This is a genomic window from Erythrobacter sp. SN6-5 (assembly GCF_057364945.1).
In genome coordinates this window covers 974995-990600 of the sequence record NZ_CP200282.1, presented here as the reverse complement: position 1 = coordinate 990600, position 15606 = coordinate 974995, and the positions used below count along the sequence as shown (strand labels likewise).

Below are 15606 nucleotides of genomic sequence, written 5' to 3'. Positions count from 1 at the left end.
CGCCGCAGATCAGAAGGCACCGCGAGAGGTCAAATCTGTCATTCTAATCTATGCAGGTGACCATCTTCCGATAGCCGCCTATGGATGCACGAATTGCCCAGGAGACCACATGCGCAAAATTCTTATCACTGGCAGCGCCGGATTTATTGGTTTTCACTTGTCCCAATTGCTGTTGGACGAAGGCTTCGCAGTCGTCGGCTACGACGGCCTCACCGATTACTACGACGTCCGCCTGAAAGAGCGACGCCACGAGATTTTGCAAAAAAATTCGAACTTTAGCTGCAGAATTGGCAGGCTGGAGGATTTTGATACCCTGCAAACTTTCGCGCTCAAGGAGCAGCCCGATGTTATCGTTCACCTCGCCGCTCAAGCTGGGGTGCGCTACAGCTTAGAAAATCCTCGAGCCTACCTAGAATCGAACGTCACTGGCACGTTCAATGTAATGGAGATCGCGCACAAACTCGAAGTTGACCACCTACTAATGGCGTCAACCAGCTCAGTATACGGCGCGAATGAAAGCATGCCGTTCGGCGAACGCCAGAAATGCGATACTCCGCTAACCTTTTACGCAGCGAGCAAAAAAGCAAATGAAGCTATGGGGCATTCCTATGCGCACTTGTGGAATCTGCCGACAACTATGTTCCGATTTTTCACTGTCTACGGTCCATGGGGCTTAGCCAGATATGGCCTTTTTTAAGTTTACGAAAGCCATTTTAGCTGACGAACCGATCGACATTTACAACAATGGTAACATGTACCGCGACTTCACCTTTGTCTCAGATCTGGTGCGCGGCATTCGTTTGCTGATCGACACCCCACCAGAGCGGTCCAGCAGCGCGGATGATATCGCTGAGTATGACAGCTTGTCACCGGCCGCGCCGTATCGCGTCGTTAACATCGGCAACAATGACAAGGTTCGCCTCATGGACTTCGTGGAGGCGATCGAGAGTGCTTGCGAGCGCAAGGCGATCAAGAACTTTATGCCCATGCAAAAGGGCGATGTTCCTGCCACTTGGGCGGACGCAACCTTGCTGAAAAAGCTGACCGGTTACGTACCGAAAACGGATGTGCGAGAGGGCGTCAGTCAGTTTGTTGACTGGTACCGCGACTATTACAAAATCTAGAGTCGAGCGCGCTGGCTGCTCACCCAAGAATTCAGCCTTGCGGCGCTTCCTCAGCGGGTGCTTCAGCCGATTGTGTGGAGGCCGCTTCATTCGGCTCTGACTCAGTCAAAGCAGGCGGTCCCTCTTCGCCTGGCAGTGCCTGCGAGCGCTCCCGCTCCAGCCGCTCAAGATACTCACGCTCGATCTGTTCGACCCGGCTCTGCTCGGCGGCGGCATCAACATCAATGTTCGACAAACGCTCTTGGCGCGCTTGCTCGATCAGCTCGCTAAAGCGAACATCCTGGCCCTCTGCCCTGTCCTTGTACGCATCGTTGATCAATTGCTGCGTACAGCCGGTCAGACCGCCTGCGCCGGTTGGGCTGCACGACAAAGTGCCAAAAGCGCCAACCAATTCAAGGCTTTCCACCCTGCGCGACCAAGCCGTATTTTGCGGATTATCCGAAAAGCGCAAGGCGGGCGGAATACGGAACCGATCATCTTCCGGCAGCCTAGCGATCACGCAAATCGTACCCTCGGGGCACGGCGGGGCATCGTCATCGCCGTAAACATAGGCGGTTTGCACATCATCGGGCAGCGCCTCACCCTCCTGAGCCGAGGCAGGCGCAGCCACAAGCATGGCGGACACACCAAGCGTGAGACTGGCGATCAGGGTCTTACGGGGCAGCGACGTCATCGAATGTTCCTCACATGAATTTCTGAGCGCTATATCACACCATTCGCCGTGAACCATGGCTGAAGGGCGGCCTAGTACATCAAGCGCAGGCTAAATACGCTCGCTGATCTTGATCGCCGCGCGGCAGCCCAATCGGATCGCGCCTGAGAGCAGTCCGTAAGCAGGCGCTTTTTCCGCCCCATGGGCAATCGCCGCATCGTGATGCTCGCGCTCTTCCTCGCGGAATTTCTCAATCATTTCAGCCAGCTCTGGGTCAGCATTGTCTGCCTCAAGTTCGTCGAGCTGATCCGAGTAATGCTTATCGATCTCGGTTTCGACCGCCGCAGTGCAGGCCATCGCCGCCTCTGGGCCGAGCAAGGCTGTGCCAGCACCCAAAGCATAGCCTGCCATCGACCAGAACGGTTGCAGCACGGTCGGCCGCACGCCGCGCTTTGCCATCAAAGCGTCGAATTTCTCGCGGTGAACCCTCTCTTGCTCTGCCATATGCGCGATTTCCTGGCTGTGCGGCCCGCGATCGCCCATGACTGCCAGCTGACCTTCATAGATCCGCGTCGCGCCGAATTCTCCGGCTTGATCAACGCGGATCATGCGGTGGATGTCTTCGCGTTTCATGCTCGCTCCTGCTTGGCTATCAGTGCCAAGATGGTGATCCCACCGAGACATGAAAAGAGGAAGTTCCAACCCGCTAGCGAAACGCCAAAAAGGCTCCACGGCGCAACATCACAGCGCACCAGAGGTGTGCTGGTGTCCATAACCGACGCCGCTGCTCCCGGCCCCGAAGGAATGGTCGCGCAGCCGGTGATGCCTTCCCACCAGCCATATTCAACGCCCGCATGAAATCCGCCGATCAATCCTGAGATGATTACAGCCAGTCCAGCCAGGCTAAGCCACAGCCGCTTTGGCGCGGCAAAGAACCCCAGAATCGCAAAGCCGAGCGCCGCAAAATGGGGCCAGCGCTGCCACCAGCACATTTCACACGGAAACAGGTCAAAGCCATATTGCGAGACGTATGCACCGCCCAGCAAACCCGCCGGGAGCGCAAATGCCAGAGTTTGAGCGGCCTTCAACCGCGAGAAATCAGCCATAACTCGCCCGCTTTAGGCGGCTTATTCCCGCAGCGCCACCGAACTTGCTGTCGTGCGGCGCAAAGTCTCCAACGCATAGTGCAATTGGAAGTCCTCAACGCCCTGTTCCTCCAGCTGTTCAGCGGTCAGTTTGAAGCGCGGATCATCGATCTTATCGCCTTCAAGTTCGTCGTCCTTGAGGCCCAGCTCATTGACCAGATGCCCGCGCAGATCGCTCTCACGCGTCACATATTTGCTGCGCAGCGCATAATCGGGATCAGACAATTGCGGCACGGTGATATCCGGCTTGATCCCGCCTTCTTGCACCGAATGACCCGACGGCGTGTAATAACGCGCAGTGGTCAGCTTAAGCGCGGTGTCACGGCCCAGCGGCAGCAACGATTGGACGCTGCCTTTACCAAAGCTGCGATCGCCCATCACCAGCGCACGGCGATGATCTTGCAAAGCGCCTGCGACAATTTCAGAAGCCGATGCAGAGCCCGCATCGATCAGCACGATGACCGGAGTGCCCTCTGCCATATCGCCGCGGAACACGGTTTCGGCATCATACAGCAGGGTTTCACCGCGAGCGCGGCCGCGCTGCGATACGATCCGACCCTTGTCGAGGAACAGGTCGGACAAGGCGACTGCCTCGTCCAGACTGCCACCCGGGTTGGAGCGCAGATCAAGGATCAGGCCGCTGACCCGGCCGGTCGCTTCGGTCTGGATGGCTTGCCATGCATTGAACACGTCCTGGCCAACATCGGCGGAGAATTCGTTGACCGAAATTACGCCGACATTGCCCGCCTCCAGCTTGTGCGTGACCGGCTCTAGCTCAATCACGCCGCGTGTGACGGACACCTCCAGCGGTTCTTCACGCCCTGCCCTGAAGATCGTTAGCTCAATCGAAGTGCCAGCCTCGCCGCGCATCCGTGCAACGGCATCGTCCAAGTCACCGCCATAAATAAGATCGCCGTCAAGGTGCGTAATGAAATCGCCAGCCTTAATGCCGGCGCCTTCTGCGGGACTGCCACGGAATGGCGAGATCACTTTAACCGCGCCGTCTTCCATCACTACGGACAGGCCAAGACCGGAGTAATTGCCATCGATCAAGGTGTTGAGGCGCTGCAGGCTGCTGCCATCGAGATATGCCGAATGCGGATCAAGTGCCGCCAGCATCCCGTCAATCGCACCGCGAACCAGCACTTCGTCCTCGACATCCTCGACATAGCTCGCCTTGATCCGTTGATAGGTGGCGAACAATTTCGAAAATTCTGGACCAGCGCGGCCTTCCACTTGAGCCATGCTGGCCGTGGCGGTTGGGATAAGCGCGATGGTGGTCACGAGCGCTGCACTTTGCAGCAGGGCGATAAACTTCTTGGGCACGCAGGGCTCCTTTGGCGTAATATGCCATGTGTATCGCGCAAACTGTCTGAATGCCAGATGAGAGCGACCACATGAATTTTGTGCATCACATCGCGCGATTCTACGTGGGATGAGCAAGTGGTAGGGCGGCGGCTCGGCAGGCCTATGCCCTACAATTCTTACAGAAATTGCAGTGGGTTAACCGGCTTTCCGGCGCGCCTCAGCTCAATCGTTATTGCCGGATCCTGATTGGCGGCGACGCCCAACGGACTGCCGCTAACCAGCTGATCGCCAACCTCCGCATCACTGGTCGCAAGGCCAGTGACCAGGCTGGTCCAGCCATTTTCGTGCTCAATAATAACGATTCGCCCGAATCCCCGATACGGTCCCGAAAACGCCACTCGGCCAGCAGCAGGTGCGATCACTTGCGCTCCGGCAGCGGGCGCAATCACCACGCCGGTGCTGCGAGATCCGCTGTCGCGAAGCGCGCCAAAGCCAGCAACCGTGCGGCCTTGAACAGGGAGCTGAAAATCCGCCGGTGGGGCGATTTCATCGGCATCCTGGGACGGGGTCGGCGATGGCTCGATCGACACCTGAGATGCGCTTGGCTGAGCGGGCCGTAGGACCGGTCCGGATAATGCCGCAAGCTCGCGGCGCAATTCACTCGCATTACCCAGTTCGCCGATCAGACCATCGAGATCGCGTGCGTCCTCCGCCAGCGCCAATGCGCGTTCATTCTCCCTCGCGGCAATAGCGCGGGCTTCGCTCGAGTCCCGTCGCTGACGCGCCTCCAATTGGGTGAGCGCGGCTCTGCGTTCCTGCAAAACGCCTTCGCTACCGCGCAGATCAGCGAGCGATTCGCGTGCTTGATCTTCCAGCGCGCGGCCTTCGTCCAGATCGCTGCGCAAGGCAGCGGTGCGAGCGCGCACTTGCGGCACGGCGCTGTCGAGAACCGCGCGCACATAAACCGTTTCACGCAGAGAGCCGGGCTGCAATGCAGAAAGCGCCAGCGGCCTGCGAGACATCGCCTGCAGCGCGCCGGTTAAGCGCACCAAGGGCTCTTGCCGCTCCGCCAAGCGTGCACCGAGTTCCTCGCGCCGCGTTTGTGCCAGAGAATAGCGCGCCTGAGCCGCCGCAATCTCCGCTTCGGATTGTTGGACCTGCGCCGCCAAGGCCGCAGCCTCACTTGCTGTCTTTTCCGCAGCAAGCGCAGAGTTCTCCGCCGTTTCCGTCAGTTCAGCAGCGCGTTTTTGCGCATCCGCCGCCGCGCGCTGAGCGCGGGCCAATTGCTGGCGCGCCTCAGCCGGATCAAGCAGCGCAATATCGCGCTGAGCATTGCCATCAGGGACAAGCGCCGCAAAACCCGCAATCGCCAGTGCCATAGCGCCTGCGGTAGCTGAGATCTGCCTCTTCATGCGCGCCCTTTTGCCCGATCATTACGAGCGATGATAGGGGTGACCTGCAAGAATGGTTGAGGCGCGGTAGAGCTGCTCCATCAACATCGCGCGGGCAAGCAAATGTGGCCATGTCGCGGGACCAAACGCCAGCAACAAATCCGCCTCGGCGCGCTCTTCGCGGCTGTGCCCATCCGCAGCGCCAAGTACAAAGCGGGCCTCGCGAATGCCGTCATCGCGCCAGCGGCCAAGCAGTGCGGCGAAATCTTCGGAACTCATGGTTTTGCCGCGCTCATCGAGCAGCACGGTCTTAAGCGGCGCTTGAGGATCAGGCACTTTCCCGCCAGTTTCCGGCAATTCGGTGAGTTTCACCGGCCACGTCAGCCGTTTTTCATAGCGCGCTACCAGCTCCGCCTCGGGCGAGCGGGCGATCTTTCCGCGAGCGACGACATGGAGGAGAATGGTCAGAGCTCCCATTGGTGGAAGGAAGTGTTGTAAAGCACGAAAGCTATGCGACGCCGCAACGATCAGGCCCCTACAACGGGCAGCAAGGCCAAGAGGCCGCCCGCAGCGATGCGATCTTTGATCGCGTGAGCGAGGATAGCCAAGGCGGCGGATACCGCCGCTGGCGCTTGAAGTCAGAAAGCTAAGCTTTACCCATGCCGACTTCGCCGTCGAACGCCCACATCCGTTCCAGATTGTAGAAACTGCGCACTTCTGGACGGAACAGATGCACCACCACATCGCCTACATCGACCAGCACCCAATCGGCCGCTGGCAAGCCTTCAATGCGTACCGGGCCATGCCCAGTCTGCTTAACCGTTTCAGCCAATTTCTGAGCGATAGCGGCCACTTGCCGGGTCGAGCGACCCGATGCAATCACCATGTAATCAGCAATCGAGCTCTTTCCCTCAAGCGGGATCGAAACGATTTCCTGAGCCTGATCATCGTCCAGCTGACGCATCACCAATTCGTGCAATTCGTGCTTCGCCATATCAGCTGCACCGCCTGCTGGCGGGGCCACATTGGCATTGGACGCGGAAGTTTGTGCCTGATTCATAGGCGAATATAGAACTCCAGATACTGGGGTGGGTAAATGCAGGATCAGAAACGCCGAATATGCGCCTCATACTCCCTCCGATGCCTGAATCCGCCTGAACGTCAGCCGGTCTCGCACGCCTGCCTGCGAATATTGCGCCGCCCAATCCGCATTGGCACGGCGAATTGCCGTGGCCGAACGCGTGTCAGGATCGAAACGCAATAACACCAGTGCAGGTGCGCTCCATCGCCCCCGTTTTTGAAAACTGGCGGCGGGCACTCGGTAGCGCCTGAGCCAGGCCATAGCGGGGCTCGCCATAGCCTGGCCAGTATAGCCGGGCCGTGCGATCACCGCAATCGGCATTGTGCGCGCTATATCGCGCCAGGCCTTCCACCGGTGGAATTGCGCCAGATTGTCCGAACCCATCAGCCAGATAAATTCGCGCTTGGGATAGCGGCGCTTGAGCGCGCGCAAAGTATCGAGCGTGAAGCGCGTGCCGAGCTGCTGTTCGATGGCGGTCGGCACGATCCGCGCCCGGCGTGCTTGTTTTTGCGCCGATTGGACGCGGGCCGAGAGCGGCGCCATACCCTTGCGCGGTTTTAGCGGATTGCCGGGCGAGACAAGCCACCAGGCCTCATCCAGGCCCAGCGCATCAATCGTAAACAGCGTGATTCGCCGATGCCCGCCGTGCGCGGGATTGAAACTGCCACCCAGCAGACCAGTTCGCAGGCCTTTGCGCATACCGCTTGCGATCGGCTTATGGCCGCGCCTGGCCAGTGCCGCGCACCAGCCATTTGTAAGTGGTCAGACCCTCCAACGCGACAGGCCCACGAGCGTGCAGCCGCCCGGTGGCAATGCCAATCTCTGCGCCCAGGCCAAATTCAGCCCCATCAGCAAATTGCGACGAAGCATTGTGCATTACAATCGCGCTGTCGACATTGGCAAAAAACCGTTCTGCCGCCGAATGATCTTCTGTGATGATCGCATCGGTATGCGCGCTGGAATGCTCCGCAATATGCGAGAGTGCCTCGCCCATATTGTCGACAATCGCAGCGGAAACGACGGCGTCGAGATATTCGGTATCCCAATCCTCCGGCCCGGCAGGTTCTATGCGTGGATCAAGGCTTTGCGCCCGGCCATCGCCGCGCACTTCACAGCCTGAAGCCAGCAGAGCTTTGACGAGGTCCGCCGCCTTGGAGAAGTGCGCATCAATCAGCAGTGTCTCCATCGCACCGCAGATCCCTGTACGCCGCATCTTGGCATTGAGGACGATCTCTTGCGCCATTGCAGGGTTCGCGTCGGCATGAACATAGGTGTGGCAAATGCCATCAAGATGGGCGAGCACCGGGACACGGGCATCGGCCTGAACCCGTGCAACCAATCCCTTGCCGCCGCGCGGCACAATCATATCGATGAGTCCGCTGGCGCTCAGCATTGCGCCGACCATAGCCCGGTCTTGTGTTGGCATAATCTGCACTGACGCCGCTGGCACGCCGCCTTGGACAAGACCTGACGTAATTGCGGCGTGGATTGCGTGATTCGAGTGGACTGCCTCGCTACCACCGCGCAGCAGGGCGGCATTCCCGGCCCGCACGCACAGGGCCGCTGCATCAGCCGTCACATTCGGGCGGCTTTCGTAGATCAGTCCAATGACGCCAATCGGCACGCGTATCCGCGACAACTGTAATCCATTGGGCCGCTCGCTGGTGTCAACAATCTGGCCTACCGGATCAGATAGCTGCGCAACCGCATCCACGCCTGCAGCAATGCCCTCAACCCGCACCTCATCCAACGCTAATCGGTCAAGCATCGCATCTGGCAGGCTTGCCGTTTTACCGGCGGCAAGATCCTTCGCATTCGCTTCCAGGATCACGCTGACGTCACGGCGCAATTGATCGGCGGCGTGGTGCAGAGCGGCAGCACGCGCTTCGCTCGGCATGGAGGCAAGTTGACGCTGCGCCGAGCGGGCTGAGTTTGCCAGCTCTGTGACGATTTCATTAGCGCTGACTTGCTGAGGCAAAGTGGGAGAAATTGCTGTCATAATCCAGCGGTAATAGCACTGTGAAACAGCCCTGTCAGGTCCGCTGACGTCAAGGTCTAAACCCAAGCGAATCGGGCGTAAATGCAAGCCGAAATCGTCCAATTTGGGCGATTCTCTCAGTGCGAATCCCCAGGCGATAACCCACGGAAAACGGCGGCCTAGCGGTAATATTTCACCCAGATGAACGTTTCATCGCGTTAAGTTCACACTTCGCCCGGTCCGTTAACACTTAGATCTCGACCTTAGGCAGCCCGCTTGGTAGCGCCGCGATCAATTGAATTGGGGCAGAGAGAAAAAAGGGTTCGCCTTGCTAAAAGAAGGTTCCACCGCCAGCTGGCGTGACCAGCTGGATAAGTGGTTTCCTGACCGTGAGTTCTTTATGCGCTCGCAAGGTCAGGTCCGCTTCATCACATTCACATCGCGCATGCAGAAAATTGCAGCGGCGACAATCGTGGTGCTGGTTGTTGGTTGGGCCGTCACAATGGCGGCCATGGCATGGTCTAAATATCAGGCAGATGTGGACCGGCTTTCTCTACTCGAAAACGCAGCCAAAGTGGCCACCGCGCAAGAGCGCTTGGATACATATGGCGATGATCTGAGCGCCGTTGCAGAAGATTTGACTGCGCGGCAAAATTTCATCGAACAAATGACCGAGGCGCTGCCCGCTGATGTGAAAGATACCAGCGGCACGGTCACCGATTCGACCTCTGAAACGACAGAGATGATCGAAAAAGTCAGCGCTTCGTTCCCCGAAGCAGTGACATTGGCCAAAATCGAAGCGCGCCAATTGGCTTATGTCGAGCGAGTAACACGATTTGCTGATGAGCGCGCCAAACGCACGCAGAATGCACTTCGCAAACTCGGCCTTGATCCCAAGTCGATGGTTGATAGCGCCGATATTGAAGCGATGGGTGGTCCGCTGGAAATCCTCGCCACCTCTGCTGATGGCGGCATTGATCCACGGTTTGAACGCCTCGGCCTAAGTCTTGCCCGCATGGCAGCGCTTGAACGCGGCCTGGAATCAGTCCCGCAATTTACGCCAACAGATCTGTCGAAAACCACAGTTTCATCAGGCTTTGGCTATCGCCGCGACCCCTTCAACGGCGGCGGCGCGATGCATGGCGGCCTTGATTTCAAAGGGCCATCTGGAACACCGATCTATTCAGCGGCCAAAGGCGTCGTAACGTTCGTGGGCCGTAAGTCTGGCTATGGCAAAGTGGTTGAAGTAAGCCATGGCAATGGCATGATGACACGCTATGCTCACATGTCGCGGTTTGATGCTGTCGAAGGCGAGCAAGTTGCCGCTGGTGAAACCATCGGCGCAATCGGCAGCACTGGCCGTTCGACCGGACCGCATCTGCACTTTGAAGTGCGTATCAATGACCACGCGGTAAATCCGCGCCCTTTCCTGGAGACCGCCCCCAATGTTCTCAAAGAAGCCCGCGGAGCCAAATCAGCCCGCACCGCCTCAAACTAACCCTCAAGACAAGCCCCGAGGAAAATCCATGCCATCCAATTCTTCAACGTTTTCGGTGATCGGTTCTGACGTTTCGATCAAAGGAAATGTTTCCGCCTCTGCTGACCTTCACGTCGATGGCTCGGTTGAGGGCGACATCAAATGCACCTCGCTGGTTCAAGGCGAAACTTCGCTGGTAACCGGCGGGATCATGGCAGAGACCGCGCGCCTTTCTGGCCGCGTAACAGGCTCAATCAATGTTCGCGAATTGGTGATCCTGAAGAGCGCGCAAATCGAAGGCGATGTGCATTATGATGCACTGACGATTGAGCAAGGCGCTCAGGTTGACGGCCGCTTTGCCCCAAACGATCGGCGCAAGCCTGAAGCAAAGCCGGCCGCGCCCAAAGCTGGCGGTACCAAGCCAAGCGGCGATGAAGAGCCGCAGCTGAAGATCGCGCAATAAGCGAGCTGCGACACATTCAAACGATAGCAAGAGGCCTCGGATTTTCCGGGGCCTTTTTGTTTAAGGCGGCTTAAAGCCAGATCGCGCTTGGTGAGCGCGCTCCTAAGTGATCACTTCGGCTCGTAAGGCCTTGCGGTCGAGCTTGCCAATCATCGTCTTGGGTAATTCATCGCGGATCACGACTTTGTCGACCCGCTCGTGCTTGCCGATCCGGCCATTCAGCCAATCGCGCAATTCCACCGCGGTTTTCTCCGAATTAGCGCCGATGTCTGCCAAAGTCACGAAGGCCCTCGGCACTTCGCCCTTATAGTCGTCAGGCATGCCGATCACGAGTGCTTCCTTCACCGCATCGTTTTCGAGAATGACGTCCTCAACCTGGCTCGGGAAAACCTTAAACCCGCCAACCGCGATCATATCCTTGATCCGGTCGACGATCTTTAGAAAACCGTCCTCATCAAAGGTCGCAACATCGCCGGTGCGCAGCCATTGCTTGCCATTATGCTCAATGAATACGTCCGCCGCCGCCTCTGGCCGGTTCCAATAGCCGCGCATAATCTGCGGGCCGGAAATGGCGAGTTCACCGGGTTCGCCCGCCGGCGCGAGTTTGGCTGGGTCTTCCTTGTCCAGCAGTAGGATCTGGGTGCCCGCCACAACTTGGCCAATGGTACCGCGTTTGCGCGTGCCCGCGTAGGGATTGACCGACACGACACCGGAGCTTTCGGTGAGGCCATAACCCTCGACCAGGCGCACGCCGGTGACTTCTTCGAATTTGGCATGAACCGGCGCTGGCATCGGCGCGCCGCCAGAAATGCAGACCTTAAGTGAGGACACGTCAGTTTTGGCGAGATCTGGATGATCGAGCAGCGCCTGAAACATGGTTGGGACGCCGGGAAAGCCCGTAGTTTTGTATTTCTGGATGGTTTGCAGCACCTGCTTAGTTTCGAATCGCGGCACAATCGCAATTGAAGCTCCGCTCACGACTGCGTGATTAAGCAAAGCGGTGTTGGCGAAGACATGGAAGAACGGCAGTGCCCCCATGAACACCTCGTCCGAACCTTTGCCAAATGGGTTGATTGCGGCGACTTGCTGAGCGTTTGTGGCGAGCTGCGCATGGCCCAGCATCGCGCCTTTGGGCCGCCCGGTCGTACCGCCGGTGTATTGCAGCAGCGCCAAATCCTCGGCTGGATCAATCACCGGCAAGGTCGAAGGTGTTCCCGCTTCCCAACTGCTCCAATCCCATGCACCAAGCGTTTCGGCCCAGCTTTTCACGTTTGCGCTGAATTCAACCTTGGCGAGCTTACTGCGGCTGAGGGTCTTTAGCGCGAGGCTCTTCAGACCGGTGAGCATATCAGGCAGCGAGCCGACGATCAGCGTTTCGAGCGCAGAGGCGCTGAGCACTTTGGAAGCAGTTTCATAAAGCTCTGGAACGCCGAGCGTTACGAGCGCGCGCGTGCCGGAATCCTCAACTTGCCAGGTCAGTTCTTCAACCGAGTAGAGTGGCGAGAAGTTCACGACGATCGCGCCCGCCATCATCGCCCCATAATAGGCCGAGGCGTAGATCGGGACATTGGGAAGAAACAGGCCGACCCGGTCGCCCCTTTCGATACCCATTGCTTGAAGGCCCGCCGCGAACCGCTGAGCCTCGGTAAAAATCTCTCGATAAGAGAACGTGCGGCCCAAAAAATGCAGCAAGGGCGCGCTCGGATCACTACGAACCGAGCGTTCGAGCAGAGCTGGCAAGCTCATTAGCTCAAATTGCGAGATCCCATGGGGTGGGATGGTGATACGGCGCGTTATTGACATTCATGTCAGTAGCATGACGTATCCGACCAAAAGTCACAAGCGATTCTACGCGGTGCGCAGTATCTTTTTGAGCCATTTTGGTCGCTACCGCGTGAAATGCGCAGCGAATACGAAAAGGCCGCCACACAGGTTATCCTGCAGGCGGCCTTTCATCATGGCTCAAACTAAAACGCCAAAGCCAAATGGCGCGAGATCAGTCGTCCTTGGTCTCTTCTTCTTCGGCTGCGGGACCAGGCTCTGGCTCCGGCTCAGCCGCTGGCTCCTCTGCGTAGCCAGGCACCGTCTGTGCAACATCGCCGTTCTCTTCTGCTTCGCGCTTTGCGGCCAGCCATGCTTCGGCTTCCGCCTCTTGCGCAGCTTCTGCGGCGGCTTTGACATTGGCGTCACGCTCTGCCCGCAGCTCTTCGATCAGTTTTTCCTTGTCGCTGCGATCATCGCCGTCTGTCGGCACTTCTTCCGCAACAACGCCGGCGCGCTTGGCCGCTTTGGCAACAACCGCATCAAGCTCTCGTTGCGAGCACAGGCCCAAGGTTACCGGATCTTTCGGCTGAATGTTTTGAATATTCCAGTGCGAACGCTCTTTAATCGCGCCGATCGTGTTGCGAGTCGTCCCGATTAGCTTCGAGATTTGCGCATCGGACACCTCTGGGTGGCTGCGCAGGATCCAAGCGATCCCATCTGGCTTATCCTGACGCTTTGACACTGGCGTGTAGCGCGGGCCTTTGGTCCGAGTCACTTCGACCGGCGCCTTCTGCATCACCAAGGCGTAATTGGCGTCTGCCTGACCTTTGTCGATTTCGTCTTGGGTCAGCTCACCGGCATGAACCGGGTCGCGGCCGGTGTACTTGCTACCCGCAAGATCATCCGCCATCGCTTGAACTTCGAGAATGTGCAGACCGCAAAACTCCGCGATCTGTTCAAACGACAAACCCGTGTGATCGACCAACCAAGTGGCAGTCGCATGCGGCATGAGCGGCTTGGGTTGTTCCTTTGGCGCTTTGGCCATGAGGCAAACTCCGTTAAAAATTAAAAGGGCCGCCCCTTGCGGAGCGGCCGTTGCGAGACCGTAGATAGGCAATTGCGCGGCATTGAGCAAGCGAGTTCAGCATATGAAGTCGCCAGGTTCGCAATTCAGTCTGCAATTCCTCAGGATAAGGGCATGGCTTGAGCGCTAAAACTCACCCATCAGAGCTTCAATCCATTGGCGTAAAGCCTGGCAATCCTTGGATACGGTCAATCCAGGCGCGAACATGGCCGAAACCCTCAAGGTCGATCCCGCCTTGGTCTGCGACATGGGTATATGGAAACAAGACAATGTCGGCCAAAGTCACATCATCCCCGCACAGGAATGCCGACTCGCCCAATTGTTGATCCATCAGCGCAATCGCCGCTTCGCCCGCAGCCCTCTTGGCCTCAATTTGAGCGGACTGCTCTGGAGACAGGTTGGTTTCGCCCACAATTGCCAGCCAAAATCGCAGAGTCGCGACATTGGGCTCGTGATTGTATTGCTCGAAAAACATCCAACGCAGCATATCAGCTTGGGCAAAACGGTCTGGCGGGATGAGCGGTGAGCCCGAAGCCAGATACCAGCATGCCGCATTACTCTCTGGCAGAAAGCGTGTGCCTTGTCCTCCGTGGATTTGAAGAACCGGGATGCGGCCATTGGCATTGATGTTCTGAAGAAAGCTTGGCGTGCGAGTTTCGCCCTTCAGAATGTCATATTGAGTTGCAGTGATGTCATGCCCGACGAGCGCTGCGGTCAGCTTGATTTTAAAGCAATTCCTGCTGCGAGGGTCCTCGTGCAAGTGATAGGTTTCAGCCACCGCACACCTCCAGCACAATTTTGCCAATGTGATTGCCCGCTTCCATCCGCGCATGGGCCGCGGCGGCCTCTGCCAGGGGGAAAGTCTGATCCATAATCGGGGCTAGTTCTTCACTCACGAACAATGGCCAGGCATGGCGCGCGATTTCTTCCGCCAGCGCCGACTTAAATGCATCAGAGCGCGGCCGCAGGGTCGATCCGGTCAGCACAAGGCGGCGCATCATCACAAACGCCATATTGATCTCTGCCTTGGCACCGCCAAGGATCGCGATGGTGACATGCCGCCCATCCTCAGCCAGGCATTTGAGATTGCGCGGGACATAATCGCCCGAAACCATGTCGAGCACGATGTTCACGCCCTCGCCATTGGTGTGCTGCTTGATCACCTCGACGAAGTCTTCCGAGCGGTAATTGATCGCCAAATCCGCGCCAATCTCGCGCGCGGCGGTGCACTTCTCATCATCGCCGCAGGTCACGATCACTTCCGCGCCAAATGCCTTGGCCAGCATGATCGCCATGGTGCCAATGCCAGAGGTACCGCCATGCACCAGCAGACGCTCCCCATCGCATGCCAGACCGCGTTCAAACACATTGTGCCACACCGTGAACAATGTCTCTGGCAAAGCAGCGGCCTTTTCCAAGGGCATATCATCAGGCACAGGCAAGCAATGCTGCCACGGGGCGGTGCAATATTCCGCGTATCCGCCGCCCGGCGTGAGCGCCGCAACCCTGTTGCCTAGCATTTCTGGGGGAACATCAGTCCCCACCGCCACCACTTCGCCCGCAACCTCCAACCCAAGGATCGGTGAGGCCCCAGCAGGCGCGGGATAATTGCCAGAGCGCTGAATGCAATCGGGCCGATTGACCCCGGCAAAAGCCACACGGATCAGAACGTCTTGTGGACCAGGCTGCGGAACGTCCACTTGCCCCAGCGTCAGGACATCGGGTCCGCCCGGCGCCTCGAAACCAATCGCCTGCATATGCTGCGGAAGTGCCGCCGAATTGTGATCGACCATCGTGTTCGCCCCTTGCCACGCTTCATTGGCCTGCCCCTTGCCCCGGGTCAGACGCGAGAAACTTCGGTAGTGGTGGCGATTAACGATGGCGCGGATTGACAGCAAGCCGTCCCGCTTGCGATGTTGTGAACCAATATGGAAGAAGAAGACCTGCCACGCACAAAAGGAGACGCCGCGAGCAAGCTCGCAGCGGAAGATTTGGCGCCCTATTCACAAGACGAATTGGACGAGCGAATTGCTCTGTTAGAAGCTGAAATCGCTCGAGTTTCTTCTCATTCCGCAAAGACAGCCGCGCATATGCAAGCGGCCGATGCGTTGTTTAAGAAGCCCGGCGGATAGGTCTATC

At 58.1% G+C, this 15606-nt stretch carries 18 protein-coding genes and 1 pseudogene; 6 read left to right on the top strand and 13 right to left on the bottom strand.

All coding sequences use genetic code 11. The features are described 5' to 3' along the window. Positions 1-109 precede the first annotated feature (109 nt). Both AC0V6Z_RS04905 and AC0V6Z_RS04900 read left to right on the top strand, forming a co-directional pair. Positions 110-697, top strand: a complete 588-nt coding sequence (locus tag AC0V6Z_RS04905; protein ID WP_472640259.1) for a GDP-mannose 4,6-dehydratase — start codon at positions 110-112, stop codon at positions 695-697. Beyond that, positions 684-1124, top strand: coding sequence for a GDP-mannose 4,6-dehydratase (locus AC0V6Z_RS04900; protein ID WP_472640258.1), 441 nt, complete (start codon positions 684-686; stop codon positions 1122-1124). Before AC0V6Z_RS04905 ends, AC0V6Z_RS04900 begins: the two co-directional genes overlap by 14 nt. A gap of 31 nt (positions 1125-1155) precedes the next feature. Here the strand turns inward: AC0V6Z_RS04900 and AC0V6Z_RS04895 are convergent, their stop codons facing one another. The 6 genes from AC0V6Z_RS04895 to AC0V6Z_RS04870 form a co-directional block, all read right to left on the bottom strand. Next, positions 1156-1797, bottom strand: a complete 642-nt coding sequence (locus AC0V6Z_RS04895; protein WP_472640257.1) for a hypothetical protein — start codon at positions 1795-1797, stop codon at positions 1156-1158. 90 nt (positions 1798-1887) lie between these two features. Then, positions 1888-2409, bottom strand: a complete 522-nt coding sequence (locus tag AC0V6Z_RS04890) for a demethoxyubiquinone hydroxylase family protein (RefSeq protein ID WP_472640256.1) — start codon at positions 2407-2409, stop codon at positions 1888-1890. Beyond that, positions 2406-2882, bottom strand: a complete 477-nt coding sequence (locus tag AC0V6Z_RS04885; protein WP_472640255.1) for a disulfide bond formation protein B — start codon at positions 2880-2882, stop codon at positions 2406-2408. The genes AC0V6Z_RS04890 and AC0V6Z_RS04885 overlap by 4 nt, the downstream gene beginning before the upstream one ends. 21 nt (positions 2883-2903) lie before the next feature. After that, on the bottom strand, positions 2904-4247 hold the full coding sequence (locus AC0V6Z_RS04880) for a S41 family peptidase (protein WP_472640254.1): 1344 nt from the start codon (positions 4245-4247) through the stop codon (positions 2904-2906). Between the two features lie 158 nt (positions 4248-4405). Further along, positions 4406-5641, bottom strand: coding sequence for a murein hydrolase activator EnvC family protein (locus tag AC0V6Z_RS04875; protein ID WP_472640253.1), 1236 nt, complete (start codon positions 5639-5641; stop codon positions 4406-4408). 21 nt (positions 5642-5662) lie between these two features. Next, entirely contained in the window at positions 5663-6082 is a 420-nt protein-coding gene (locus tag AC0V6Z_RS04870) for a 23S rRNA (pseudouridine(1915)-N(3))-methyltransferase RlmH (protein ID WP_472640848.1), read from the bottom strand. Positions 6083-6096: 14 nt separating this feature from the next. On the opposite strand from AC0V6Z_RS04870, the gene AC0V6Z_RS04865 reads away from it, so the two are divergent. Beyond that, on the top strand, positions 6097-6270 hold the full coding sequence (locus tag AC0V6Z_RS04865) for a hypothetical protein (RefSeq protein WP_486176438.1): 174 nt from the start codon (positions 6097-6099) through the stop codon (positions 6268-6270). Here AC0V6Z_RS04865 and rsfS read toward each other — a convergent pair. The 3 genes from rsfS to AC0V6Z_RS04850 form a co-directional block, all read right to left on the bottom strand. Then, positions 6267-6614: a ribosome silencing factor gene (gene rsfS, locus AC0V6Z_RS04860; protein WP_472640847.1), complete on the bottom strand. Its 348-nt coding sequence runs from the start codon at positions 6612-6614 to the stop codon at positions 6267-6269. The two genes, AC0V6Z_RS04865 and rsfS, sit on opposite strands and share 4 nt — an antisense overlap. A gap of 132 nt (positions 6615-6746) precedes the next feature. Further along, the gene (locus tag AC0V6Z_RS04855) at positions 6747-7400 is read right to left on the bottom strand and encodes a nicotinate-nucleotide adenylyltransferase (RefSeq protein WP_472640251.1); all 654 of its coding nucleotides are present in this window, start codon (positions 7398-7400) and stop codon (positions 6747-6749) included. Positions 7401-7416: 16 nt separating this feature from the next. Further along, the gene (locus AC0V6Z_RS04850) at positions 7417-8700 is read right to left on the bottom strand and encodes a glutamate-5-semialdehyde dehydrogenase (protein WP_472640250.1); all 1284 of its coding nucleotides are present in this window, start codon (positions 8698-8700) and stop codon (positions 7417-7419) included. A gap of 307 nt (positions 8701-9007) precedes the next feature. Between AC0V6Z_RS04850 and AC0V6Z_RS04845 the strand changes: the two genes are divergently transcribed. Together AC0V6Z_RS04845 and AC0V6Z_RS04840 are read left to right on the top strand one after the other, a co-directional pair. Beyond that, the gene (locus AC0V6Z_RS04845; protein ID WP_472640249.1) at positions 9008-10177 is read left to right on the top strand and encodes a M23 family metallopeptidase; all 1170 of its coding nucleotides are present in this window, start codon (positions 9008-9010) and stop codon (positions 10175-10177) included. A 28-nt stretch (positions 10178-10205) separates the two neighbouring features. Beyond that, positions 10206-10619 (top strand): bactofilin family protein, encoded by a 414-nt coding sequence (locus tag AC0V6Z_RS04840; protein WP_472640248.1) that lies wholly within the window; start codon positions 10206-10208, stop codon positions 10617-10619. Between the two features lie 102 nt (positions 10620-10721). On the opposite strand, the pseudogene AC0V6Z_RS04835 reads toward AC0V6Z_RS04840, so the two are convergent. From AC0V6Z_RS04835 to AC0V6Z_RS04820, 4 genes and pseudogenes are all read right to left on the bottom strand, one after another. Beyond that, positions 10722-12426, bottom strand: a pseudogene (locus tag AC0V6Z_RS04835) (long-chain-fatty-acid--CoA ligase). A 189-nt stretch (positions 12427-12615) separates the two neighbouring features. After that, the gene (locus AC0V6Z_RS04830) at positions 12616-13428 is read right to left on the bottom strand and encodes a cell cycle transcriptional regulator TrcR (RefSeq protein ID WP_472640247.1); all 813 of its coding nucleotides are present in this window, start codon (positions 13426-13428) and stop codon (positions 12616-12618) included. 187 nt (positions 13429-13615) lie between these two features. Beyond that, complete coding sequence (locus AC0V6Z_RS04825) at positions 13616-14245, bottom strand: glutathione S-transferase family protein (RefSeq protein ID WP_472640246.1); 630 nt, start codon at positions 14243-14245, stop codon at positions 13616-13618. Beyond that, entirely contained in the window at positions 14238-15224 is a 987-nt protein-coding gene (locus AC0V6Z_RS04820; protein WP_472640846.1) for an NAD(P)H-quinone oxidoreductase, read from the bottom strand. Before AC0V6Z_RS04820 ends, AC0V6Z_RS04825 begins: the two co-directional genes overlap by 8 nt. A gap of 171 nt (positions 15225-15395) precedes the next feature. Here AC0V6Z_RS04820 and AC0V6Z_RS04815 point away from each other — a divergent pair, with 171 nt between their 5' ends. Next, entirely contained in the window at positions 15396-15599 is a 204-nt protein-coding gene (locus AC0V6Z_RS04815; RefSeq protein WP_472640245.1) for a DUF1192 domain-containing protein, read from the top strand. Positions 15600-15606 lie beyond the last annotated feature (7 nt).

What these genes read in the sequence shown, in the direction of transcription:
- AC0V6Z_RS04855 (WP_472640251.1), bottom strand. Translation starts at nt 7,400, where the DNA reads ATGCGCAAAGGCCTGCGAACTGGTCTGCTGGGTGGCAGTTTCAATCCC.
- AC0V6Z_RS04840 (WP_472640248.1), top strand. Translation starts at nt 10,206, where the DNA reads ATGCCATCCAATTCTTCAACGTTTTCGGTGATCGGTTCTGACGTTTCG.
- AC0V6Z_RS04815 (WP_472640245.1), top strand. Translation starts at nt 15,396, where the DNA reads ATGGAAGAAGAAGACCTGCCACGCACAAAAGGAGACGCCGCGAGCAAG.
- AC0V6Z_RS04900 (WP_472640258.1), top strand. Translation starts at nt 684, where the DNA reads ATGGCCTTTTTTAAGTTTACGAAAGCCATTTTAGCTGACGAACCGATC.
- rsfS (WP_472640847.1), bottom strand. Translation starts at nt 6,614, where the DNA reads ATGGCGAAGCACGAATTGCACGAATTGGTGATGCGTCAGCTGGACGAT.
- AC0V6Z_RS04895 (WP_472640257.1), bottom strand. Translation starts at nt 1,797, where the DNA reads ATGACGTCGCTGCCCCGTAAGACCCTGATCGCCAGTCTCACGCTTGGT.
- AC0V6Z_RS04850 (WP_472640250.1), bottom strand. Translation starts at nt 8,700, where the DNA reads ATGACAGCAATTTCTCCCACTTTGCCTCAGCAAGTCAGCGCTAATGAA.
- AC0V6Z_RS04875 (WP_472640253.1), bottom strand. Translation starts at nt 5,641, where the DNA reads ATGAAGAGGCAGATCTCAGCTACCGCAGGCGCTATGGCACTGGCGATT.
- AC0V6Z_RS04830 (WP_472640247.1), bottom strand. Translation starts at nt 13,428, where the DNA reads ATGGCCAAAGCGCCAAAGGAACAACCCAAGCCGCTCATGCCGCATGCG.
- AC0V6Z_RS04905 (WP_472640259.1), top strand. Translation starts at nt 110, where the DNA reads ATGCGCAAAATTCTTATCACTGGCAGCGCCGGATTTATTGGTTTTCAC.
- AC0V6Z_RS04885 (WP_472640255.1), bottom strand. Translation starts at nt 2,882, where the DNA reads ATGGCTGATTTCTCGCGGTTGAAGGCCGCTCAAACTCTGGCATTTGCG.
- AC0V6Z_RS04820 (WP_472640846.1), bottom strand. Translation starts at nt 15,224, where the DNA reads ATGCAGGCGATTGGTTTCGAGGCGCCGGGCGGACCCGATGTCCTGACG.
- AC0V6Z_RS04890 (WP_472640256.1), bottom strand. Translation starts at nt 2,409, where the DNA reads ATGAAACGCGAAGACATCCACCGCATGATCCGCGTTGATCAAGCCGGA.